At 71.2% G+C, this 22090-nt stretch carries 20 protein-coding genes, 2 rRNA genes and 1 riboswitch; of the genes, 15 read left to right on the forward strand and 7 right to left on the reverse strand.

Annotation, left to right across the window (positions count from 1 at the left end; all coding sequences use genetic code 11):
• From AB0F62_RS38920 to AB0F62_RS38975, 12 genes are all read left to right on the forward strand, one after another.
• Window positions 1–97: ribosomal RNA gene (locus AB0F62_RS38920) — 23S ribosomal RNA — on the forward strand; the annotation flags it as partial.
• Window positions 98–181: 84 nt separating this feature from the next.
• Window positions 182–298: ribosomal RNA gene (gene rrf / locus AB0F62_RS38925) — 5S ribosomal RNA — on the forward strand.
• Between the two features lie 117 nt (window positions 299–415).
• The gene (locus tag AB0F62_RS38930; RefSeq protein ID WP_361810602.1) at window positions 416–1024 is read left to right on the forward strand and encodes a CDP-alcohol phosphatidyltransferase family protein; all 609 of its coding nucleotides are present in this window, start codon (window positions 416–418) and stop codon (window positions 1022–1024) included.
• A 141-nt stretch (window positions 1025–1165) separates the two neighbouring features.
• Complete coding sequence (locus AB0F62_RS38935) at window positions 1166–3661, forward strand: mannose-1-phosphate guanyltransferase (protein WP_361810604.1); 2496 nt, start codon at window positions 1166–1168, stop codon at window positions 3659–3661.
• A gap of 94 nt (window positions 3662–3755) precedes the next feature.
• Complete coding sequence (locus tag AB0F62_RS38940; RefSeq protein ID WP_361810606.1) at window positions 3756–4697, forward strand: DUF881 domain-containing protein; 942 nt, start codon at window positions 3756–3758, stop codon at window positions 4695–4697.
• Window positions 4694–5026, forward strand: coding sequence for a small basic family protein (locus AB0F62_RS38945; RefSeq protein ID WP_003984969.1), 333 nt, complete (start codon window positions 4694–4696; stop codon window positions 5024–5026). The genes AB0F62_RS38940 and AB0F62_RS38945 overlap by 4 nt, the downstream gene beginning before the upstream one ends.
• 7 nt (window positions 5027–5033) lie before the next feature.
• Window positions 5034–6104 (forward strand): DUF881 domain-containing protein, encoded by a 1071-nt coding sequence (locus tag AB0F62_RS38950; RefSeq protein WP_361810608.1) that lies wholly within the window; start codon window positions 5034–5036, stop codon window positions 6102–6104.
• Between the two features lie 401 nt (window positions 6105–6505).
• On the forward strand, window positions 6506–7036 hold the full coding sequence (locus AB0F62_RS38955; protein WP_361810610.1) for an FHA domain-containing protein: 531 nt from the start codon (window positions 6506–6508) through the stop codon (window positions 7034–7036).
• Between the two features lie 19 nt (window positions 7037–7055).
• Complete coding sequence (locus AB0F62_RS38960; protein WP_361810612.1) at window positions 7056–7802, forward strand: MerR family transcriptional regulator; 747 nt, start codon at window positions 7056–7058, stop codon at window positions 7800–7802.
• A gap of 88 nt (window positions 7803–7890) precedes the next feature.
• Window positions 7891–8364 carry a bifunctional nuclease family protein gene (locus AB0F62_RS38965; protein ID WP_018558705.1) on the forward strand — a complete coding sequence of 158 codons (474 nt, stop codon included), beginning with the start codon at window positions 7891–7893 and terminating at the stop codon, window positions 8362–8364.
• A gap of 191 nt (window positions 8365–8555) precedes the next feature.
• Window positions 8556–9179: a MerR family transcriptional regulator gene (locus AB0F62_RS38970; RefSeq protein WP_361810615.1), complete on the forward strand. Its 624-nt coding sequence runs from the start codon at window positions 8556–8558 to the stop codon at window positions 9177–9179.
• 69 nt (window positions 9180–9248) lie between these two features.
• Window positions 9249–10706 carry a DNA polymerase IV gene (locus tag AB0F62_RS38975; protein ID WP_361810617.1) on the forward strand — a complete coding sequence of 486 codons (1458 nt, stop codon included), beginning with the start codon at window positions 9249–9251 and terminating at the stop codon, window positions 10704–10706.
• On the opposite strand, the gene AB0F62_RS38980 is transcribed toward AB0F62_RS38975, so the two are convergent.
• Window positions 10619–10999 (reverse strand): PRC-barrel domain-containing protein, encoded by a 381-nt coding sequence (locus tag AB0F62_RS38980; RefSeq protein ID WP_361810619.1) that lies wholly within the window; start codon window positions 10997–10999, stop codon window positions 10619–10621. The two genes, AB0F62_RS38975 and AB0F62_RS38980, sit on opposite strands and share 88 nt — an antisense overlap.
• Window positions 11000–11100: 101 nt before the next feature.
• A riboswitch (glycine riboswitch) is annotated at window positions 11101–11205 on the forward strand.
• Between the two features lie 155 nt (window positions 11206–11360).
• Between AB0F62_RS38980 and gcvP the strand changes: the two genes are divergently transcribed.
• A complete protein-coding gene (gcvP, locus tag AB0F62_RS38985; RefSeq protein WP_361810624.1) occupies window positions 11361–14246 on the forward strand; it encodes an aminomethyl-transferring glycine dehydrogenase in 2886 nt (961 codons plus the stop codon).
• A 73-nt stretch (window positions 14247–14319) separates the two neighbouring features.
• Here the strand turns inward: gcvP and AB0F62_RS38990 are convergent, their stop codons facing one another.
• Together AB0F62_RS38990 and AB0F62_RS38995 are read right to left on the reverse strand one after the other, a co-directional pair.
• Complete coding sequence (locus tag AB0F62_RS38990) at window positions 14320–14526, reverse strand: DUF5999 family protein (RefSeq protein ID WP_361810626.1); 207 nt, start codon at window positions 14524–14526, stop codon at window positions 14320–14322.
• 249 nt (window positions 14527–14775) lie between these two features.
• Entirely contained in the window at window positions 14776–15366 is a 591-nt protein-coding gene (locus tag AB0F62_RS38995) for a hypothetical protein (RefSeq protein ID WP_361810628.1), read from the reverse strand.
• A gap of 559 nt (window positions 15367–15925) precedes the next feature.
• Between AB0F62_RS38995 and AB0F62_RS39000 the strand changes: the two genes are divergently transcribed.
• Both AB0F62_RS39000 and AB0F62_RS39005 read left to right on the forward strand, forming a co-directional pair.
• The gene (locus AB0F62_RS39000) at window positions 15926–17422 is read left to right on the forward strand and encodes a glutamate--cysteine ligase (protein ID WP_361810630.1); all 1497 of its coding nucleotides are present in this window, start codon (window positions 15926–15928) and stop codon (window positions 17420–17422) included.
• Window positions 17423–17516: 94 nt separating this feature from the next.
• A complete protein-coding gene (locus tag AB0F62_RS39005) occupies window positions 17517–18338 on the forward strand; it encodes a CPBP family intramembrane glutamic endopeptidase (RefSeq protein WP_361810632.1) in 822 nt (273 codons plus the stop codon).
• 4 nt (window positions 18339–18342) lie between these two features.
• On the opposite strand, the gene AB0F62_RS39010 is transcribed toward AB0F62_RS39005, so the two are convergent.
• The 4 genes from AB0F62_RS39010 to AB0F62_RS39025 form a co-directional block, all read right to left on the reverse strand.
• Complete coding sequence (locus tag AB0F62_RS39010) at window positions 18343–19170, reverse strand: PhzF family phenazine biosynthesis protein (protein ID WP_361810634.1); 828 nt, start codon at window positions 19168–19170, stop codon at window positions 18343–18345.
• Window positions 19171–19342: 172 nt separating this feature from the next.
• Window positions 19343–19873 carry a hypothetical protein gene (locus AB0F62_RS39015; protein WP_361810636.1) on the reverse strand — a complete coding sequence of 177 codons (531 nt, stop codon included), beginning with the start codon at window positions 19871–19873 and terminating at the stop codon, window positions 19343–19345.
• A 221-nt stretch (window positions 19874–20094) separates the two neighbouring features.
• Complete coding sequence (locus tag AB0F62_RS39020; RefSeq protein ID WP_361810638.1) at window positions 20095–20697, reverse strand: TetR family transcriptional regulator C-terminal domain-containing protein; 603 nt, start codon at window positions 20695–20697, stop codon at window positions 20095–20097.
• A gap of 80 nt (window positions 20698–20777) precedes the next feature.
• Window positions 20778–21794 carry an alcohol dehydrogenase catalytic domain-containing protein gene (locus AB0F62_RS39025; RefSeq protein ID WP_361810639.1) on the reverse strand — a complete coding sequence of 339 codons (1017 nt, stop codon included), beginning with the start codon at window positions 21792–21794 and terminating at the stop codon, window positions 20778–20780.
• Window positions 21795–22090: the final 296 nt, after the last annotated feature.

Raw genomic sequence — 22090 nt, forward strand, 5'->3', positions numbered from 1 at the left:
TTAAGGCTCCCAGTAGACGACTGGGTTGATAGGCCGGATGTGGAAGCCCAGTAATGGGTGGAGCTGACCGGTACTAATAAGCCGAGGGCTTGTCCATAGGTTGCTCGCGTCCACTGTGTAGTTCTGAAACAACGAACCCCGGCTTTTTTGGCTGGTGCCGGTTCGTATAGTTTCATAGTGTTTCGGTGGTCATAGCGTTAGGGAAACGCCCGGTTACATTTCGAACCCGGAAGCTAAGCCTTTCAGCGCCGATGGTACTGCAGGGGGGACCCTGTGGGAGAGTAGGACGCCGCCGAACAATTATTGAGCCCGTCGCCGGGACCTCTTGTGAGAGGCCCGGCGACGGGCTTTTTTATGCCCTGAGGTAGGGTCGGGTGGAATCATCGGAGCGTACGTTCAACAGGAGGGGCCCCCGGTGGAGGTCCAGGAGACAAGGGTGCAGACGGATCGCGTCTTCACGATCCCCAACATCCTGAGCATGGCACGGCTGTTGGGCGTGCCCGTGTTCCTGTGGCTCATCCTGTGGCCCGAGTTCGGCGGGCCCAAGGTCGACGGCTGGGCGCTCCTGGTGCTCGCCCTGAGCGGTGTCAGCGACTACCTCGACGGCAAGCTCGCGCGCCGCTGGAACCAGATCAGCAGTCTCGGCCGCGTACTGGACCCGGCCGCGGACCGGCTCTACATCGTCTCCACGCTCATCGGCCTCACGTGGCGGGGGATCCTACCCTGGTGGCTGACGGCCATCCTGGTGGCCCGGGACGCCGTCATGGGCGTGACGATCCTGGTGATGCGCCGGCACGGCTGGGGTCCGCCGCAGGTCAACTTCATGGGCAAGGCCGCCACCTTCAACCTCATGTACGCCTTCCCGCTGCTGCTGCTGAGCGACGGCGACGGGTGGCTGAACACGCTCGCTGCTATTTTCGGATGGGCGTTCGCCGGATGGGGTACAACGCTGTATTGGTGGGCAGGGATCCTCTACGTGGTCCAGGTCCGCCGACTCGTCAGGGCGGACGCCACGGCCGATTGAGCCCGCGTGCCCGGCAGGAGGACATCCGACCGGGCGCCCCGCGCGTGACCGGCGGTCCGGGGGGACCGCGACCGTCCGCGTAAGAGAGAGCACGGGTGACGTCGGCAAGACAGTCGTCTCTTTGAGGAGGACGCTTCCGACATGAAGGCCGTCGTGATGGCCGGCGGCGAGGGCACGCGCCTTCGCCCGATGACCTCGAGCATGCCCAAGCCGCTGCTGCCGGTCGTGAATCAGCCGATCATGCAGCACGTGCTCAAGCTGCTCAAGCGGCACGGTCTGACCGAGACCGTGGTGACCGTGCAGTTCCTCGCCTCACTCGTCAAGAACTACTTCGGCGACGGCGAGGAACTCGGCATGGAGCTCACCTACGCGAACGAGGAGAAGCCACTCGGCACCGCCGGCAGCGTCAAGAACGCGGAGGACGCACTCAAGGACGATTCGTTCCTGGTGATCTCCGGTGACGCCCTGACCGATTTCGATCTGACCGAGCTGATCAACTTCCACAAGGAGAAGGGCGCTCTGGTCACCGTCTGCCTGACCCGGGTGCCCAACCCCCTGGAGTTCGGCATCACCATCGTCGACGAGGAGGGCAAGGTCGAGCGCTTCCTCGAGAAGCCGACCTGGGGCCAGGTCTTCTCCGACACCGTGAACACCGGCATCTACGTGATGGAGCCCGAGGTCTTCGACTACGTCGAGCCCGATGTCTCCGTCGACTGGTCCGGTGACGTCTTCCCGCAGCTGATGAAGGAAGGCAAGCCCATCTACGGCTACATCGCCGAGGGCTACTGGGAGGACGTCGGCACCCACGAGAGCTACATCAAGGCGCAGGCCGACGTGCTCGAGGGCAAGGTCGACGTCGACATGGAGGGCTTCGAGATCTCGCCCGGGGTCTGGGTGGCCGAGGGGGCCGAGGTGCACCCGGACGCGACGCTGCGCGGGCCCCTGTTCATCGGTGACTACGCCAAGATCGAGGCCGGCGCCGAGGTGCGCGAGCACTCGGTGATCGGCTCGAACGTCGTCGTGAAGTCCGGCGCCTTCCTGCACAAGGCCGTCGTCCACGACAACGTCTACATCGGGCCCCAGACCAATCTCCGCGGCTGCGTGATCGGCAAGAACACCGATGTCATGCGGGCCGCGCGGATCGACGACGGCGCGGTCATCGGAGACGAGTGCCTGATCGGCGAGGAGTCGATCATCGCGGGCAACGTCCGGGTCTACCCGTTCAAGACCATCGAGGCCGGCGCCTTCGTGAACACGTCGGTGATCTGGGAGTCCCGGGGCCAGGCGAACCTCTTCGGCGCGCGGGGCGTCTCCGGCATCCTCAATGTCGAGATCACCCCGGAGCTCGCCGTGCGCCTCGCCGGCGCGTACGCGACGACGCTCAAGAAGGGCGCCACCGTCACCACCGCGCGTGACCACTCCCGTGGCGCCCGTGCGCTGAAGCGGGCGGTGATCTCGGCGTTGCAGGCCAGCGCGATCGACGTGCGCGACCTGGAGAACGTGCCGATGCCCGTGGCGCGGCAGCAGACCGCGCGCGGCAGCGCCGGCGGCATCATGATCCGGACCAGTCCCGGTATCCCCGACTCCGTCGACATCATGTTCTTCGACGAGCGCGGGGCCGATCTGTCGGCGGCGGGGCAGCGCAAGCTCGACCGCGTTTTCGCCCGCCAGGAGTACCGGCGCGCGTTCCCCGGTGAGATCGGCGACCTTAACTTCCCCGCCAGCGTCTTCGACTCCTACACCGGCGCGCTGCTGCGGGCCGTGGACACCTCGGGCATCGCCGAGGCCGGGCTGAAGGTCGTGGTCGACGCCGCGAACGGCAGCGCGGGTCTGGTGCTGCCGAGCCTCCTCGGCCGTCTCGGGGTGGACTCGCTGACGATCAACCCGGGGCTCAACGAGGCCCGGCCCACGGAGACCGCCGACGGCCGGCGGGCCGGCCTGGTGCGGCTCGGGGAGATCGTGGCGTCCTCGCGGGCGGCGTTCGGCGTGCGCTTCGACCCCGTGGGCGAGCGGCTGTCCCTGGTGGACGAGCGCGGCAAGATCATCGAGGACGACCGGGCCCTGCTGGTCATGCTCGACCTGGTCGCCGCCGAGCGCCGCAGCGGCCGGGTGGCGCTCCCCGTGACGACGACGCGCATCGCCGAGCAGGTCGCGGCGTACCACGGCACGCAGGTGGAGTGGACGACGACCTCGCCCGACGACCTCACCCGGGTCGGCCGCCAGGAGTCGACCATCTTCGGCGGGGACGGCAAGGGCGGCCTGATCATCCCGGAGTTCAGCAGCGTCTTCGACGGCGCAGCCGCCTTTGTGCGGCTGATCGGCCTGGTGGCCCGTACGCAGCTCACGCTGAGCCAGATCGACGCCCGCATCCCGCGCGCCCACGTCCTCAAGCGGGACCTGGCGACGCCGTGGGCGGTCAAGGGCATGGTCATGCGCCGCGTCGTCGAGGAGGCGGGCGACCGCTACGTCGACACCACGGACGGCGTGCGGGTGGTCGAGGCGGACGGCCGCTGGGTGATGGTGCTGCCCGACCCGGCGGAGGCGGTGACGCATCTGTGGGCGGAGGGTCCGGACGACGCCTCCGCGCAGGCGCTGCTCGACGAATGGGCGGGGATCGTGGACAGCGCCGGCCGCTGATCCCGCACCCGGAACGGCCCAAGGGCCCCTGCCGGCGCGTCTAACGGCGCGTCGGGAGGGGCCCGTTCGAGGTCGGTGGCACGGACATGCGACGATGTGCGGCATGCCGCAGCAGCACCCCGATCGGAGCAGCGCCCCAGGGAGGGCCGTGACCCGGCGCCCCGACGCCTCCATGTCGCTGCTGACCAACGTCATGGAGCACAGCCTCGACGACGGATACGCCGAGGCCGCGGCCCGCCGGGGCGCCACGGGCACCTCTCGCCTGCCCGCGACGCTGCGGGGCCGGCTGGTGCTCGCGCTGGGCCTGGTCCTGGCCGCCGTGGTGGTGACCATAGGCGCCGTGCAGACGCAGGTGGCGGCCCCGACGCTGGCCAAGGAGCGGCAGAAGCTCATCGACCGCATCGAGTCCGAGACCCGCACCGCCGACGATCTGCAGAAGAGCGTCGACGAACTGCGCGACGACGTGGCGGCCAGGCAGCGGCAGGCGCTCAACAACCGGGACGGCGACGCGGAGCGCGTGGCGCTCCTCGCCGGGGCGACCCCGGTCACGGGGCCGGGGATCGAGCTGGAGGTCAACGACGCCAAGGAGGCCTCGTCGGGCGGCGGCAACGACCCGCGCACGACAAGCGACTTCTCGGACACCGGCCGTGTACGCGACCGGGACATGCAGCGCATCGTGAACGGACTGTGGGCGTCGGGCGCGGAGGCCATCTCCATCAACGGACAGCGGCTGACGTCGTTGTCGGCGATCCGTGCCGCGGGCGACGCCATACTGGTCGACAACCGGCCGCTGGTACCGCCCTACGCGATCCTCGCGATCGGGGACCCGCAGAAGCTGAGCACGTCCTTCCAGGACAGCGCGGACGGCCAGTATCTGCACGTCCTGCAGGAGAACTACGGGATCCGCGCGCGCATCTCCGAGAAGGAGAAGCTGAACCTGCCCGCGGCTCCGAGTCTGATCATCCGCTCCGCGACACCCGTCCCGTCGGGCGGGCCGTCGTCGAGCGCATCCGGAAATGGGAAGGGTACGAATTGATCGCCGTACTGGGCCTGATCGTTGGAGTGGTGGTGGGCCTGGTGGTCCGCCCCGTCGTGCCGACGGTGGTCGAGCCCTACCTCCCGATCGCCGTGGTCGCCGCGCTCGACGCCGTTTTCGGCGGTCTGCGGGCGATGCTCGACGGGATCTTCGACGACAAGGTCTTCGTGGTCTCCTTCCTGTCCAACGTCGTCGTGGCCGCGCTGATCGTCTTCCTGGGCGACAAGCTGGGCGTGGGGGCGCAGCTGTCCACGGGCGTGGTCGTCGTCCTCGGCATCCGCATCTTCTCCAACGCCGCGGCGATCCGCCGCCATGTCTTCCGGGCGTGACAGCACCATGAGCGACGAGAACGACCAGACACCCGGCAGGCCCGAGCCGCCCCGCCCCGGCGCGCCGGAGGAGCCGGGCAAGGCCGTGGAGCGCCCGGAGCCGATGCGGCCGTCCCAGCCCGTGGAGCCGGCCGGACCGCAGCGCCCCGCGGGAGCCGAGCCGCCGGCGCGCGGGCGGCACCCGGAGCGCCCGGAGCGTCCCGCCGCCCCCGGACCGATGCCCGCGCCCGGACCGATGCCCGCGCCCGGACCGGTGCCCGGTCCGGTGCCTCCCGTCGGACCGGCGGGCGCGGAGCCGCCGTACGTCCAGGAGCCCCCGCGGCAGGACGCCGCCGAGCCCGAGGGCGCGGCGCCCGCCCGGACGGGCCGGGAACGGCTCAAGGCCGGGCTGTGGCCGCCGCGGGTGTCCCGTGCCCAGCTGATCGTCGCCGTGCTGCTGTTCGTCCTCGGGCTCGGCCTGGCGATCCAGGTCCGATCGACCAGCGACACCAGCGCGCTGCGCGGCGCACGCCAGGAGGACCTGGTGCGGATCCTGGACGAGCTGGACAACCGCTCGCAGCGCCTGGGCGACGAAAGGCGGCGGCTGGAGGAGCAGCGCACGGAGCTGGAGAACAGTTCCGACCAGGCCGAGGAGGCCCGCAAGCAGACCGAGCAGAAGGCCGAGCAGCTCGGGGTGCTGGCCGGCACCGTCGCCGTCGAGGGGCCCGGGATCACGCTGACGATCAACGACCCGGAGCACGCCGTCGAGGCGGACATGCTGCTCGACGCGCTCCAGGAGCTGCGTGCGGCGGGCGCGGAGGCCATCCAGATCAACGACGTCCGGGTCGTGGCCGACACGTTCTTCACCCAGGGCTCCGGCGGGGTGGAGATCGACGGGCACAAGGTGAGCGCTCCGTACCGCTTCAAGGTCATCGGTAATCCACAGGATCTCGAACCCGCCCTGAACATCCCGGGGGGCGTGGTGCAGACTTTGGAGAAGGAGCAGGCCACGGCGGATGTGACGCGATCGGAGAAGATCGTTGTCGACGCCTTGCGGCCGTCGGAGCAGCCTGACTACGCTCAGTCGTCAACCCGGTGATGCGGGGACGAGTGGGGTTCGCGGGGGAGGGCGGGAGAATGCGGGGGGTCGCCGCACCGTTGGGGTGGTGCGTGAGAGAAACTGTGTGTTGGTCGTGACTGAGGGTTCGTCCTGCCCCACGGGCGGGTCTGTGTCGTTCAAGGGGATCGCCCGTGAAGTTGTTCGGTAAGTGGTTCGGCAAGAGCTCGCGTCAGGCTGGTGACAGCCCTACGGCGCGTCACCGCGCGCCGAGGCATGCCCAGGAAGAGGGACCGGGCGAGGAGCGCCCGCTGTTCCGTGACGAGGCCGCTGCTCCGGGTGGTGACATTTCGGGCGGTCATGGCGCGGTTTCTGTTGACCCTGCGGCCGCGGGGCGCATAGGTTTCCAGCAACCATCAGCCTCTGACACGGGTGGAGGGTCCTTGCCGGTCTGTGCGCGGTGCGGGTTCCAGAACGCGGAAGCGAGCCGCTTCTGCTCCAACTGCGGCGCGCCGCTGCGTGCCGGAGTGCCGTCCGAGCGCGCCTCCGAGACGACGTCCACGATCTCCATCTCCGGGATCGAGGCGTACGAGGCCGAGCAGACGGGACAGACCGTGCTGCCGGCGCTCTCCCCGGAGGCCCAGGCCGCAGTCGACGCGCTGCCCCCGGGCTCCGCGCTGCTGGTCGTGCGCCGTGGCCCCAACTCGGGAAGCCGCTTCCTCCTGGACGGTGAGCTGACGACGGCCGGCCGTCACCCGGAGAGCGACATCTTCCTCGACGACGTCACCGTCTCGCGGCGTCACGTGGAGTTCCGGCGCGTTCCCGACGGCACCTTCACGGTCGCCGACGTGGGGAGCCTCAACGGCACCTACGTCAACCGGGAGCGGATCGACTCGGTGACCCTGTCCAGTGGCGACGAGGTGCAGATCGGCAAGTACCGACTGGTCTTCTACGCGAGCCAGTGGGGCGCCTGACCCCCGCGAGGGAAGGTTCATGCTTCGTACACCGTCGGGCGGTGCCGGCAACGGCACCGCCACCGCGGACGATCGGCTGCTGAGCATCGGAGCGGTGCTCAACGAGTTGCGGGAGGAGTTCCCCGAGGTCACCATCTCCAAGATCCGCTTCCTGGAGGCGGAGGGGCTGGTGGAGCCGCAGCGCACCCCGTCGGGCTACCGGAAGTTCACCGTCCGGGACGTCGAGCGGCTGGGGCACATCCTGCGCATGCAGCGTGACCACTATCTTCCGCTGAAAGTGATCGGCGAGCATCTCGACGCCCTCGACCGCGGCGAACCGCTCCCGCTGCCCGCCTCCTCCTCCGGGGAGTCCCGGGAACTGATCGAGGTCGGTGCGGTGGATCGGGAACCGCCCGCTCCGCTGCGCATCGGCAGGGACGAACTGCTGGCCGCCACGGCCGCCGAAGCGGGCGAGCTCGCCCAGTGGGAGGCGTACGGACTGGTGGAGGCCGGTCCTGACGGTGACTATGACGCCGAAACGGTGAACATCGCCAAGATCGTGGCCGATCTGGGCCGCTTCGGGCTCGAGCCGCGCCATCTGCGGGCGGTGAAGGCGGCCGCGGAGCGCGAGGCCGGTCTGGTGGAGCAGGTCGTCGCGCCACTGCGCAGGCACCGCAATCCGCAGACCAGGACGCACGCCGAGGCCACCGCGCGCGAGCTGGCGGCGCTGTCGGTGCGGCTGCACGCCGCTCTGGTGCAGTCCGCGCTCAGGGTGCGGCTCTTCTGAGCCGGCATGACCGGGACACGCCCGGCAGGTGACCGGTCGGGCCCGTCCCGACTACCCAAACCTGCCGGGCACGGCCTAGGGTTGCTGTGTGAACGAGCTCGACGTCGTGGGTGTCCGGGTCGAAATGCCCTCCAACCAGCCGATTGTGCTCCTGCGGGAAGTGGGAGGCGACCGCTACCTGCCCATCTGGATCGGGCCGGGGGAGGCCACCGCCATCGCTTTCGCGCAGCAGGGCATGACGCCCGCGCGGCCGCTGACCCATGATCTGTTCAAGGATGTGCTCGAGGCCGTCGGCCAGACGCTGACCGAGGTCCGGATCACCGACCTGCGCGACGGCGTCTTCTACGCCGAGCTGGTGTTCGCCAGTGGTGTGGAGGTGAGCGCCCGTCCCTCGGATGCCATAGCGCTCGCGCTGCGGACCGGAACTCCCATCTACGGGAGCGACGGTGTGCTGGACGACGCCGGCATCGCCATTCCGGACGAGCAGGAGGACGAGGTCGAGAAGTTCCGCGAGTTCCTCGACCAGATCTCGCCCGAGGACTTCGGCACCAGCAGTCAGTGAGGGGCCCGGAGGCCATTCACGCAGCCTTACCCCCTGGGTGGACACGAGAAACCACCTCTGGGGTTGATATCACTCGGCGTGCCGAGCGTGGCGATCGTTGACGCACCCGGAGTGACTGCCTACCGTCGAGAAGGAAAGTCCCGATGGCACGTGCGCGTGCCCTGAGGGGTGCGAAGGGACGGGAGGTCGGCGTGAGAAGCACCGGCGACGGTACGGCCTTTGGCGGCCCGTATCCGATGCGCGGGGCCCTGGCCCGCAACGCCGCGACGCCCCCCGGAGGGGGTTCGGGCGACACCTCGGGACAGGCCCCTGAGGAGGCCGGCGAACGCGTCGGCTACCGCGGGCCGACCGCCTGCGCGGCGACCGGCATCACCTACCGCCAGCTGGACTACTGGGCGCGGACCGGGCTCGTGGAGCCCAGCATCCGGCCCGCGTACGGCTCGGGGACGCAGCGGCTGTACAGCTTCCGCGACGTCGTCGTCCTCAAGATCGTCAAGCGTCTCCTGGACACGGGCGTGTCCCTGCAGAACATCCGCACCGCCGTGCAGCACCTGCGGTCCAGCGCGCCCGCCGAGCTCACCCGCATGACGCTGATGAGCGACGGAGCGACGGTGTACGAGTGCACCTCGCCCGACGAGGTCGTCGACCTGCTCCAGGGCGGGCAGGGGATCTTCGGGATCGCCGTCGGCGTGGTGTGGCGGGACGTCGAGGGCGCCCTGTCGCAGCTGCACTCCGAGCGGGTCGACACGGGGGAGACGCTGGTCGGCCACAACCCCGGTGACGAGCTGGCGCGGCGCCGCAACCGCGCGGGCTGAACCGCGCCCCACCCGTCCGCCGTACAGGCGTACGGCGGATGTCGGACCCGTGGGGCACCATCGGTGACTGTGAGAAGCGCGCCGACCATCCTCCACCTGGACATGGACGCGTTCTTCGCTGCCGTCGAGCAGGCCGCGAAGCCCAGTCTGCGGGGGAAGCCGGTCATCGTCGGCGGACTCGGGCCGCGCGGCGTGGTCGCGACCGCGTCGTACGAGGCCCGGGTGCACGGCGTGCACTCGGCGATGGCGATGGCCCACGCGCGCCGGCTGTGCCCCAACGCCGCGTATCTCGTGCCGCGCTTCACGGTCTACCGGCAGATCAGCGACATCGTCATGGAGCTGCTCTCCCGGCTGTCGCCGCTGGTCGAGCCGCTCAGCCTGGACGAGGCCTTCGTGGACCTGGAGGCCGGCGGCATCGGGGACGACCCACGTGCGGTGGGGGAGCGGCTGCGGGCGGACATCCGGGCGGCGACCGGGCTCACCGGCTCGGTGGGGCTCGCCGGCTCCAAACTGCTCGCCAAGATCGCCTCGGAGCAGGCGAAGCCGGACGGGCTGGTGCTCATCGAGCCGGGCACCGAGCGCGGGCTCCTGGCGCCCATGCAGGTGCGCACGCTGCCCGGCGTGGGCCCGGCCACGGCGGAGCATCTGCGGCGGGCGGGCATCGCGACCGTGGGCGAGGTCGTGGAGGCGGGGGAGGCCGAGCTCGTCCGGCTGCTCGGCAAGGCGCACGGCGCCCATGTGCACGGCATGGCCCTGGGGATCGACGAGCGGCCGGTGGTCGCCGACCGCGAGCACAAGTCGATCTCCGTCGAGGACACCTTCGACGTCGACCTCACCGACCGCGTTCGGGTCCGTCTGGAGGTCGACCGGCTGGCCGACCGCTGCGTGCGCAGGCTGCGCTCGGCGGGGCGCTCCGGCCGCACGATCGTGCTGAAGGTGCGGCGGTACGACTTCACGACGCTCACGCGCTCGGAGACCCTGCGGGCCCCGACCGACGACCTCGCGGTCGTCCGCGAGACCGCGGCGCGGCTGCTGGAGGCCGTCGACACCACCGGCGGCGTGCGCCTGCTCGGCGTCGGTGTCGCGGGCCTCGCCGACTTCACGCAGGAGGACCTGTTCGCCCAGGCCGCGGAGCGGGAGGAGAGCGCCGCCGACGAGGAGGCCGGACCTTCCGAGGAGGAGGCGGCGCCGTCCGCGGGGTCGGCCGTGGAGCCGGGGCGGGCCGAGCGGCGCTGGGTGCCGGGGCAGGACGTACGGCACACCGAGTACGGCGCCGGGTGGGTACAGGGCAGCGGGGTCGGCAGGGTCACCGTCCGCTTCGAGGAGCCGGGCTCCGCCGGGCCGGGCCGGGTGCGCACCTTCGCGGTGGCCGACCCGGATCTGGAGCCGTCCGAGCCGCTGCCGCTGGTGTCGGCGGAGCCGCCGGGACCGCCCCCGCGTCAGCTGTCGCCGGCCAGCGTGCCGAAGTCGCGGTCCGGCGGCGGCTCCGGCAGCGGACCGGACAGCGCCGGACCGCTCATGCCGTAGTGGTGGTAGAGCTGCAGCTCCTGCTCGGGGGAGAGATGCCGGCCCACGCCGAAGTCCGGGGCGTCCTTGATCAGTGCCTTGTCGAACGGGACGCGCAGCTCTTCCCCGGTGAACTCACTCGGCTCCAGCGGGACGAACGCGTCGCGGCTGAACAGTCCGGTGCGCACCGCCGCCCATTCGGGCTCCCCGGTGGCGTCGTCGAGGTACACCTCGTCGACGGTGCCGATCTTCATCCCGTTGCGGTCGAAGGCCCTGCGTCCGATGAGGCTGCGCGGATCGATACCGGTCTGCACGGTCCCTCCAACTGGTCGCGATTAATCCTATTTAGGCACGAAAGGTGGCGGCTGTCACATGACCCATCCCCGGACCGCGCTGGTACGCTGACAGCGGCTGCTGACCCCTTGCGGGAGAGTCCTGACGACGCGGGGAACCGCCCGTCGGGCGCCGAAGGAGCAAACCCTCCCCGGAATCTCTCAGGCATCCGTACCGCATGGGTGAGGTCACTCTGGAAAGCAGGAAGGGCGGCACACACCGTGCGCGGCCGCTTCCTCACCGACGGTGAAAGCCGCCCCGGCTGTTGCGGGGCGGTGAAGCTCTCAGGTTCAGATGACAGAGGGGGAGGCCGTGTCGCGTCAGACCAGGAGGCCTCCGCAGATGACCGCCAACCGCATCCCACTCTCCGAGCTGGAGCGCGGCATCCCCTTCGAGCAGCGCCACATCGGGCCCGACGCCGGTGCGCAGGCCAAGATGCTCGCGCAGGTCGGCTACGGCTCGCTGGACGAGCTCACCGCCGCAGCCGTACCGGACACCATCAAGAGCGCCGAGGCGCTCCGGCTGCCCGACGCCCGCACCGAGCCCGAGGTGCTGGCGGAGCTGCGCTCCCTCGCCGACCGCAACCAGGTGCTGCGGCCCATGATCGGCCTCGGTTACCACGGCACCTTCACCCCGCCGGTCATCCTGCGCAACGTCATGGAGAACCCCGCCTGGTACACGGCGTACACGCCCTACCAGCCGGAGATCTCCCAGGGCCGGCTGGAGGCGCTGCTCAACTTCCAGACGGTCGTCGCCGACCTCACCGGGCTGCCCACCTCCGGCGCCTCGCTGCTCGACGAGGGCACCGCGGCGGCCGAGGCGATGGCCCTCGCCCGCCGGGTCGGGAAGGTCAAGCAGGGCGTCTTCCTGGTCGACGCCGACACCTTCCCGCAGACCGTCGCCGTGATCGAGACCCGCGCCGAGCCCACCGGCGTCGAGGTCGTCGTCGCCGACCTGAGCGACGGCATCCCCGCGGACGTCGCCGAGCGCGGCGTCTTCGGCGTGCTGCTGCAGTACCCGGGTGCCTCCGGCGCGGTCCGCGACCTTCGGCCCGTCGTCGAGCAGGCCCACGAGCTCGGCGCGATCGTCACCGTCGCCGCCGACCTGCTCGCCCTGACCGTGCTCACCTCGCCCGGCGAGCTCGGCGCGGACATCGCGGTCGGCACCACCCAGCGCTTCGGCGTCCCGATGGGCTTCGGCGGCCCGCACGCCGGTTACATGGCCGTCCGCGAGGCCCACGCCCGCAGCCTGCCCGGCCGCCTCGTCGGCGTCTCCGTCGACGCCGACGGCGACAAGGCGTACCGCCTGGCCCTGCAGACCCGCGAGCAGCACATCCGCCGCGAGAAGGCCACCAGCAACATCTGCACCGCCCAGGTGCTGCTCGCGGTCATGGCGGGCATGTACGCGGTCTACCACGGCCCGGACGGCCTCGCGCAGATCGCCCGCCGCACCCACCGCTACGCCGCGATCCTCGCCGCGGGCCTGCGCGCCGGCGGCGTCGAGGTGACCACCGGCGCCTTCTTCGACACCCTCACCGCCCGGGTGCCCGGCCGTGCCGCCGAGGTCGTGGCCGCCGCCCGCGAGGCCGGTGTCAACCTGCGCCAGGTCGACGCCGACCTGGTCGGTGTCGCCTGCGACGAGACCACCGGCCGTGCCGACCTGGCCGCCGTCTGGGGCGCCTTCGGCGTCACCGCCGACATCGAGGCCCTCGACGCGGCCACCGAGGACGCGCTGCCCGCCGCCCTGGAGCGCGGCGTGGACTACCTGACCCACCCGGTCTTCCACCAGCACCGCTCCGAGACCGCGATGCTGCGCTACCTGCGCCGCCTCGCCGACCGCGACTACGCGCTGGACCGCGGCATGATCCCGCTGGGCTCCTGCACCATGAAGCTCAACGCGACCACCGAGATGGAGCCGGTCACCTGGCCCGAGTTCGGCGCGATGCACCCCTTCGCGCCGGCCGACCAGGCCGAGGGCTACCTCACCCTGATCCGTGAGCTGGAGGAGCGCCTCGCCGAGGTCACCGGCTACGACAAGGTGAGCCTGCAGCCGAACGCCGGCTCCCAGGGCGAGCTGGCCGGCCTGCTCGCCGTCCGCGCCTACCACCGCGCCAACGGCGACACCCAGCGCACGGTCTGCCTCATCCCGTCCTCGGCGCACGGCACCAACGCGGCCAGCGCCGTGATGGCCGGCATGAAGGTCGTGGTCGTGAAGACCGCCGGCGACGGCGAGGTCGACGTCGAGGACCTGCGCGCCAAGATCGAGCAGTACCGCGACGAGCTCTCGGTCCTCATGGTCACCTACCCCTCCACGCACGGTGTCTTCGAGGAGCACATCGGCGACATCTGCGCCGCGGTGCACGACGCGGGCGGCCAGGTGTACGTGGACGGCGCGAACCTCAACGCCCTGGTGGGACTTGCGCAGCCCGGCCACTTCGGCGGCGACGTCTCGCACCTGAACCTGCACAAGACCTTCTGCATCCCGCACGGCGGCGGCGGCCCCGGCGTCGGCCCGGTCGCGGTCCGCGCCCACCTCGCCCCGTACCTGCCCAACCACCCGCTCCAGCCGTCCGCGGGCCCGGAGACGGGCGTCGGCCCGATCTCGGCCGCGCCGTGGGGCTCGGCGGGCATCCTGCCGATCTCGTGGGCGTACGTCCGGCTGATGGGCGGCGAGGGCCTCAAGCGCGCCACCCAGGTCGCGGTGCTCGGTGCGAACTACATCGCCAAGCGCCTGGAGCCGCACTACCCGGTGCTCTACACCGGTCCGGGCGGGCTGGTCGCGCACGAGTGCATCATCGACCTGCGCCCGCTGACGAAGGAGACCGGCGTGACGGTCGACGACGTCGCCAAGCGCCTGATCGACTACGGCTTCCACGCGCCGACGATGTCGTTCCCGGTGGCCGGGACGCTGATGATCGAGCCGACGGAGAGCGAGAACCTCGCGGAGCTGGACCGGTTCTGCGACACGATGATCGCGATCCGCGCCGAGATCGAGCGCGTCGGCTCGGGGGAGTGGCCCGCGGAGGACAACCCGCTGCGCAACGCCCCGCACACGGCCGCGGCGCTGGGCGGCGACTGGGACCACCCGTACTCCCGTGAGGAGGCGGTGTTCCCGGCCGGAGTGTCGGCCGCCGACAAGTACTGGCCGCCGGTCCGCCGCATCGACGGCGCCTTCGGCGACCGCAACCTGGTCTGCTCCTGCCCGCCGCTGGACGAGTACGACGCGTAAGGGCGGTTGACGCTCAAGGGTCGGCCCCGCTGTTCCAGCGGGGTCGGCCCTGTGTCGTTTCCGGCGCCGCGGGTCAGGCCGCGGTGACGACGTGCTCGCTGCCGAGCGGGCGGTGCGGGGCGATGATCTGTCCGTCGGGGAGGAGTTCACCGGTGTCCTCGAAGAGCAGGACGCCGTTGCAGAGCAGGCTCCAGCCCTGCTCGGGGTGGCTCGCCATGATGTGGGCGGCCTCGCGGTCGGGGCTGGCGGCGGACGGACACTGCGGCTGGTGCGGGCACATGGACGACGTCTTTCGCTGCGAGTGGTGTGAAGTACGGCTGCTTTGGGTAGGAACCTCAGTCATGCCGCTCCCCCGTTCAGTCGGTCGGTCCCAGTGTTGCTCTACTGAGGGATTTCCGCAGGGATTTCGCGTGAGCTGTCCTCGATAGTTGGTGACGCTTTCACTCTGGCGGGCGGTTGCCCGGACAATGCAACGCCTCCGTGACCGGACGGTCACGGAGGCGTATGCGTGTCGCCCCAGCCGGGAGCCTCAGGCGGTGGTGCCGAGCAGTGGTGGCGGAGCCAGCCGCAGGGTGAGCACCGGCACCAGGTCCGAGAGCCGGTGCATGCGGTGCGCGGCGATCCCCGGCGGGGCCGGGGCCAGCGGGATGAGCAGATCCGACGGGGCCGGCTGGGCCGAGCCCGCGTCGGCCGCGACATCGCCGTGCAGCCACAGCGTCAGCATGTACAGCCCCGGTACCGAGAGCAGATGCGGCTGGTAAGGGGTGGTGAGGGCATCGGCCTGGCGCAGCGCGCGCTCGGTCGAGGCGAGGTAGGGGCCCTCGCAGAAGTGCGAGAACGCCCAGCCGTCCGGGGTGTCCACGGTCTCGCCGGCGGCGGCCACCTTCTCGCCGGTACGGATGTGGAAGCGCCAGCCGGTCAGCCGCGCCCGGGGAAGTCCGCCCGGTTCGGAGATCACGGGGTCGAGGACGTGCAGCGGGAGCGGATGCTCGGCGACGAGCGGCCCGGTCGCGGTGCGCAGCGAGGGGGTGCGGGCCTCGCGGACGGCGGTGGGGGAGCTCAGGGCGGCGAGAACGCTTCGCAGAGCGGGTGCGGGGGCTGGGGCTACCTGCAGCGGCATGGTGGGCGGCCTCTCATGGGGAGACACGGGGGGTGCTCGGCGGGGTGCGGACAGCACTGTCAGCGGTGGAGCTGATGAAACGGCGGCAGGCCGGGACAGCCCGGATCCGTGAGGCGCGTGGGGGCGGCGGCGTACGGAATCAGCGTGGGCATGCGGATCCCTTCCCGTGGCCGGTGCGTCGCGGGCGCGCGGCGGGTCGCGGAGGCTCTGCCTGTGAACGAAGGATATACGAGGAGTGTTCGCGCAGTGTTTCATCTAGCCGTCAGTGATATTACGGGCAAGGCGGTTCCAGGTCACCCTGAACAGGTAATAGCTCCCCAATTGCACCGTCGCGCACGCCGTGAACTGCGCTTTCCGCGTTACTGCGGATGGCTGAATCTCGTCGGTGTTTTTCACGAGAGGTCCGCCGCCGGCATGTGAATTACGTCCATGCCCGCGGAATGTGCCGCAAGACGGTGCTCCTGGCCAGCTTAGCGGCTCCCGGCGGGACGCGGGGGAGCGTTATCGATCTCGAGGCTGGGCATGATGTGATCACGGCTCACTCGAGGGAGGACCTCCGATGGGGGAAAAGGTCGTGGCCACGGGGTTCGACCTCTCCGACCGCCAGCGTTACCGCAGGAAGCTGAAGCAGTGCCTGCTGGGGCTGGAGCGGCTGCTGGAGGAGAAGCGATTCGACCGTCCCCGCAATCTCATGGGTCTGGAGATCGAGTTGAATCTCACGGACCGCGACGGTCTGCCCCGCATGATGAACGAGGAGGTCCTCGAGCGCATCGCCAGCCGTGATTTCCAGACGGAGCTCGCACAGTTCAACATTGAAGTGAACATCGCACCGCACCGGCTTTCCGGCCGGGTCCTGGACCGGCTCGCCGAAGAGTTGCGCATGGGCCTGGGATATGCCGAGACAAAGGCCCGCGAGGTCGGTGCCCGCATCGTGATGGTGGGAATCCTCCCGACCCTCGGCGCGCAGGACCTGGTCGGTGCGAACCTTTCCCGGGTCGATCGCTACATGCTCCTCAACGACCGCATACTCGCGGCCCGCGGCGAGGACATCACGCTGGACATCTCGGGAGTGGAACGGCTGACCAGCGTCTCCGGCTCGATCGCCCCGGAGGCCGCGTGCACCTCGATGCAGATGCACCTCCAGGTCACCCCGGCCCGGTTCGCCGCCGTCTGGAACGCCGCGCAGGTGGTGGCCGGCCCGCAGGTCGCGCTCGGTGCCAACTCCCCCTTCCTGTTCGGCCGGGAGCTGTGGCGGGAGACCCGTCCCACCCTCTTCCAGCAGGCCACCGACACCCGGCCCGAGGAGCACCGCGTCCAGGGCGTGCGCCCGCTGACCTGGTTCGGCGAGCGCTGGATCGACTCCGCGTACGACCTCTTCGCGGAGAACGTGCGCTACTTCCCCTCCCTGCTGCCGATCTGCGAGGACGAGGACCCGCTGCACGTCCTCGACGAGGGCGGGATCCCGCAGCTGAAGGAACTGACGCTGCACAACGGCACGATCTACCGCTGGAACCGCCCCGTGTACGCGGTCGTCGACGGTGTGCCGCACCTGCGGGTGGAGAACCGCGTCATGCCCGCCGGGCCCACCGTCGCCGACGTCCTCGCGAACACCGCCTTCTACTACGGGCTCGTCCGCTCCCTGGCGGAGGCGTCGCGTCCGGTGTGGAGCCGGCTGCCGTTCGCCGCCGCCGCGGCGAACTTCGACGCCGCCTGCCGCTACGGCATCGAGGCGGTGTTCACCTGGCCCCGGCCCGGGCGCGGCAACGGCGTCGTCGAGATCGGGGCCGTCGAACTCGTCCTGGACGAACTGCTGCCGATGGCCTCCGCGGGCCTGGACGCCTGGGGGATCGACCCGGTGGACCGGGACCACTACCTCGGCATCATCGAGGGCCGCTGCCGCAACCGCATGAACGGTGCCGAGTGGCAGGCCGTCGCCTTCCACCAGGAGCTGGACCGCGGGCTGGACCGGCAGCGCGCCCTGGCCGCGATGACCCTGCGCTACTGCGAACTGATGCACAGCGGGGCGCCCGTGCACGAGTGGACGTTGGACCGCTGAGGCCCGCCCGCACGGGTCCGCACCGGTTCGCACCCGCGCGTCCGCGGGGGCGCGAACCGGGCCCCCGCCCGCGTCTTCGGCCCGATGAGGCAGGATGGCGCGGGTGGAGGCATCTGTGGACGGGAATTCGGTGGGGGCGGGCGGGTCCGGGGCGGCCGAGCGGCTCGGGTCGCGCGCACTGCGCAGCGAGACCCTGCTGGTCCTCGCGTTGTCGCTGGGGGCCAGCGCCCTCGCCGCACTGATCAGCTTCATCGGGTCGCTGACCAAGCCCGGCGGGTTGAAGGACCAGGCGGCCACCCTGGTGGGCTCCCAGGCGCCGGGGCGGCCGTGGCTGGATCTGGCCTGGCAGCTGTTCGGCGTCGCCACGGCGCTCGTCCCGGTGGCGCTCGTCGCCCATCTGCTGGCCCGTGAGGGCACGGGCATGCCGGCCATCGGCTTCGACCTGCGCCGTCCGCGGACCGATCTGCTGCGCGGCGCACTCGTGGCCGCCGCGATCGGCGGTACCGGGCTGCTGTTCTACCTCGGGGCCCGCGCCTCCGGGTTCAACCTCACCGTCGTGCCGGAGTCACTGCCCGACGTCTGGTGGAAGATCCCCGTGCTGATCGCCTCCGCGATCCAGAACGCCGTGCTCGAGGAAGTCATCGTCGTCGGCTATCTGCTGCGCAGACTCGGCCAGTTGGGCTGGACGCCGGTCGGCGCGCTGGTGGCCAGCAGTGTGCTGCGCGGCTCCTACCACCTGTACCAGGGCATCGGCGGGCTGATCGGCAACATGGCGATGGGCGTCGTCTTCGTCCTGCTCTACCGGCGCTGGGGCCGGGTGGGGCCGCTGGTGGCGGCCCACGCGCTGATCGACATCGTGGCCTTCGTGGGCTACGCCCTGCTCGCCGGGAAGGTCGGCTGGCTGCCGACCGGCTGAGAACCTACGGGCGGGCGTGCAGTTCACCCTCGATCACGGTCACGGCGCGGCCGCCGAGCAGCACGCGGTCGCCGCGCAGCGCCGTGCGGACCAGGCCGGAGCGGGCCGAGGCCTGCAGCCCGACGAGCTCGTCGCGTCCCAGGCGCTTGGACCAGAACGGGGCCAGCGCGGTGTGGGCGCTGCCCGTCACCGGGTCCTCGTCGATGCCGACGGCGGGGAAGAAGCCCCGTGAGACGAAGTCGTAGCCGGACGTGGCCGGGGACTCGGCCCCGGCGGTCACGATGAGCCCCCGCTTCGAGGGCAGCGCGGCGACGGCCGTGAGATCGGGAGCGAGCGCTCGTACGGTCTTCTCGTCCACGACCTCGACCAGCAGATCGCCCACGTCGTCGCCGGTCTCGTACACCGACAGCACCTCGGCGCCGATCGCGGCGGCGATCTCGTCCGCGACGACGACCGAGGTGAGCGGGGCGGCCGGGAAGTCCATCGTGATGCCGCCGTCGTCGCCGGCCGTCGTGGTGAGGACGCCGCAGCGGGCGCTGAACCGCACCGGTCCGCGGGCCGCACCCGTGCTGTGCAGGACGTGCGCGGTGGCCAGGGTGGCGTGCCCGCACATGTTCACCTCGGCCTTCGGGGTGAACCAGCGCAGCGCCCAGTCCGCGTCCTGGGCGCTCGGCACCGGGTGGGCGAAGGCGGTCTCGGAGAGGTTGACCTCCGCGGCCACCCGCTGGAGCCAGCCGTCCTCGGGGAAGGACTCGCTGTCCAGCAGCAGCACGCCCGCGGGGTTGCCGGCGAAGGGGCGGTCGGCGAAGGCGTCGACGATTCGAATCCGCATGACGGCGAGCCTACGGACGCGCGGAGGCGACCGGCCAGGGCCAATCGAGCGGTTGTGGACCGGGTCGCGGCCACCGGTGTGGGCACGTGTGTCAACTGCCCGCCGGAGCAGCGCACTTGCCGTGCGGGATCCCGGTTGCGGGGTCCCTGCGCCGAAGCCGCCGGCGCGCTGATCACGCGGGGAGCGCACCGTCCGGCAGCATGTCGTCGGGCAGGGTGCCGTCGGGCAGGGTGCGCAGCAGGGCCGGATGCGAGGCGAGCACGGCGCGGCACCGCGCGCGCTCCGGGTGATCGGCGTCCGGGCCGAGCAGCAGGACCGCGCGTTCGTCCTCCGGGTCGACCGGCCGGGCGAGTTCGGCCGCGACGGCGACGATGTCGAGCAGGGCGGACCGCACGGGGACGTCCGGGTCGACCGCGAGACGGAGCACGAACGGCAGCGCCGCCGGCATGGCAGCGCCCATCCGGAAGACGCCGTCCAGCAGGACGTTGGTGAGCACCCGCGCGGCCTCGGCGGCGGCCCTTTCGTCGAGCAGCGCGTGGAAGAGGGCGGGGAGCCCGGCGGGACAACCGGGGAAGTCGGCCCACGGCACCTCGGCGCAGCCGCGCAGCGCGGGGTGCGCGGCACTGTCGCGGCCCGCCCGCGGATGGTCGCGGAGGAACCGGGCGACCATGGCCTCCTTGGCCGCCGCGTCGACCACGCACATGGGTCCGTCCTCCGGTCGCGTCCTGCGGGGCCATCACTGTGCCCCGGGTGGGCCGCCGGCCTCAACCAAGCGACGGAGCAGCCGACTCCGCGGCGGTCCCCCGTACACGATGCGGCACCGGTGTCGGGCGCTCGGACGAGCGACGACGAGGGGCCCGGGTCGCCGTGCGGCGACCCGGGCCCCTGCCGGACGGGGACGTGGCCGTCCCTGTCCGCCGTCCGTCAGGACCTGCCCGCCGCGGGGGTGTGCGGCGGTGCGAGCAAGGTCCCGAAGACCGTGTCGAAGAAGTCGTCGAAGGCCTCGTCCGACCGGCCGGAACGCGCGGCGATGAGCGTGCCCTCCCAGGCGTTGAGGACGAACCGTGCCGTCCGCTCGGTGTCGAGGTCCGCGCGCAGGTCGCCGGACTGCTGCGCCTCGGCGAGCGCACCGGAGATCATCGACGCCCAGTGCGCGAGTGAGGCCCGGACACCCGTGCGGATCGTCTCACTGTGATCGGCGATCTCGGCCCCGAAGTTGCCGATCATGCAACCCCGGGTGAAGTCCGCGGCCACGGTCTCGCCGCGCAGGAACTCGAAGTGCGCCCGCAGCCGTGCCAGCGGCGCGACGCCGGGCTCGGCCAGCTCGTGGATCCGCCGGGCCGCGCCGTAGCGGTCCAGGGCGACGAGCGCCAGCGACTCCTTGCTGTCGAAGTGGTTGTAGAACGACCCCTTCGGAACGCCCGCGGCATCGGTGATGTCCTTGACGCCCGCGGCGTTGTACCCCTTCGAGTGGAACTGCGCGACCGCCGCGTCGACGATCGCCTCGCGCATGCTCTGCCGAGCCATGGTGCCACCTCCGCAGCGCAATATGGTCGGTCGTCTCTCTCTTGTCAAAAATACACCCGGCGGAACGCGGTCCGGCCGGGTCAGGCGGTCGCGTCCAGGACGACCCGGAAGCGGGCCTGACCGGACATCATGCGCTCGTACGCCTCGGGCGCTCGCGACAGGGGCATCGTCTCCACCAGCGGCCGGATGCCGGAGCGCGAGCTGAACTCGAGGTTGTCCTCGTTCTCGATCGCGGAGCCGGTGAGGCTCCCGCTGATGGTGCGGGAACCGAGGATGAGGTCCGTCGTCGCGACGGAGACGGGGTCCATGGAGACGCCGACCACGACCATGTGCCCGCGCGGGGCGAGTCCGGGGACCAGCGGAGTCATCGAGGTGCCGCTCGCCGCGGTGGCGACGATGGCGTCCGCGCCGCCCAGCTTCTGGAGCGCGGCACCCGGGTCCTCGGCGGAGCTGTCGATGTAGTGGGTCGCGCCGAGCTCGACGGCGAGCTGCTCCTTTTCCCGGCCGCGGGCGATGGCCGCGACGCGGTAGCCGAGCCGGGCGGCGTACTGGAGGCCCAGATGGCCGAGGCCGCCGATGCCCTGGATCGCGACGAGGGCGCCGGGTCGGGCGTCGAGCCGGCGCAGGGCGCTGAAGGTCGTCAGTCCGGCGCAGAGCAGCGGGGCGGCGATGGTGGGGGAGAGGCCGTCCGGCACCCGGACCAGGCCGCTGCTGCGGGCGATGAGCACCTCCGCGTAGCCGCCGTCGGTGGTCGTGCCGGTCTGGGGCTGGTCGGTGCAGTTCACGAAGTCCCCGCGGCGGCACGGCGTGCACTCGCCGCAGTGGCCGTTGAGGAAGCCCACGCCCACGCGGTCGCCGACGTGCCAGGCGCCGACGCCTTCACCGACGGCGTCGATGACACCGACGACCTCGTGTCCGGGGACGATCGGCTGCGCCGGATCGGCTCGCAGGCCCTCCACGGCCAGCGCGTCGGAGTGGCAGACGCCGCAGCTCTCCACCCTCAGCCGCACATGCCCGGGGGGCGGTGTGGGGACCTCGCGGGTGACGAGCTCGAAGTTCCGTGCGCCTGTGACCTCGAATGCGCGATACGTGGACATGGTTCTCCTCGATGTGTCGACTGATGGCGTCGGGGCCCGGGTTCGGGCGCCACGTCGGTGGTGGCGCAGGGCCGCGGCGCAGTCCCTTCCGGTTCGCGCCGGAGCGAAGGGCGGGGCTGCGCCGCCATTTCAATATGACCGGTCGTCTCAGATGCGTCAAGCGCCTCCCTGCCACCTCGCGGGCAGGGCCGGCCCGGCGCGGGCCGTTGTAGCCGAAGGTCAGCGAAAGGAAGCTGTTGTCCTGCGAACCGCCGATGTAGGGGCGGGAGGACGCGGGCCACAGCTCGACGATCGCG

The organism is Streptomyces sp. NPDC026673 (genome assembly GCF_040638135.1).
Classification (GTDB): domain Bacteria; phylum Actinomycetota; class Actinomycetes; order Streptomycetales; family Streptomycetaceae; genus Actinacidiphila.

What these genes read in the sequence shown, in the direction of transcription:
- AB0F62_RS38935 (WP_361810604.1), top strand. Translation starts at nt 1,166, where the DNA reads ATGAAGGCCGTCGTGATGGCCGGCGGCGAGGGCACGCGCCTTCGCCCG.
- AB0F62_RS38940 (WP_361810606.1), top strand. Translation starts at nt 3,756, where the DNA reads ATGTGCGGCATGCCGCAGCAGCACCCCGATCGGAGCAGCGCCCCAGGG.
- AB0F62_RS38950 (WP_361810608.1), top strand. Translation starts at nt 5,034, where the DNA reads ATGAGCGACGAGAACGACCAGACACCCGGCAGGCCCGAGCCGCCCCGC.
- AB0F62_RS38960 (WP_361810612.1), top strand. Translation starts at nt 7,056, where the DNA reads ATGCTTCGTACACCGTCGGGCGGTGCCGGCAACGGCACCGCCACCGCG.
- gcvP (WP_361810624.1), top strand. Translation starts at nt 11,361, where the DNA reads ATGACCGCCAACCGCATCCCACTCTCCGAGCTGGAGCGCGGCATCCCC.
- AB0F62_RS38990 (WP_361810626.1), bottom strand. Translation starts at nt 14,526, where the DNA reads ATGTGCCCGCACCAGCCGCAGTGTCCGTCCGCCGCCAGCCCCGACCGC.
- AB0F62_RS38995 (WP_361810628.1), bottom strand. Translation starts at nt 15,366, where the DNA reads ATGCCGCTGCAGGTAGCCCCAGCCCCCGCACCCGCTCTGCGAAGCGTT.
- AB0F62_RS39000 (WP_361810630.1), top strand. Translation starts at nt 15,926, where the DNA reads ATGGGGGAAAAGGTCGTGGCCACGGGGTTCGACCTCTCCGACCGCCAG.
- AB0F62_RS39005 (WP_361810632.1), top strand. Translation starts at nt 17,517, where the DNA reads ATGGCGCGGGTGGAGGCATCTGTGGACGGGAATTCGGTGGGGGCGGGC.
- AB0F62_RS39010 (WP_361810634.1), bottom strand. Translation starts at nt 19,170, where the DNA reads ATGCGGATTCGAATCGTCGACGCCTTCGCCGACCGCCCCTTCGCCGGC.
- AB0F62_RS39015 (WP_361810636.1), bottom strand. Translation starts at nt 19,873, where the DNA reads ATGTGCGTGGTCGACGCGGCGGCCAAGGAGGCCATGGTCGCCCGGTTC.
- AB0F62_RS39020 (WP_361810638.1), bottom strand. Translation starts at nt 20,697, where the DNA reads ATGGCTCGGCAGAGCATGCGCGAGGCGATCGTCGACGCGGCGGTCGCG.
- AB0F62_RS39025 (WP_361810639.1), bottom strand. Translation starts at nt 21,794, where the DNA reads ATGTCCACGTATCGCGCATTCGAGGTCACAGGCGCACGGAACTTCGAG.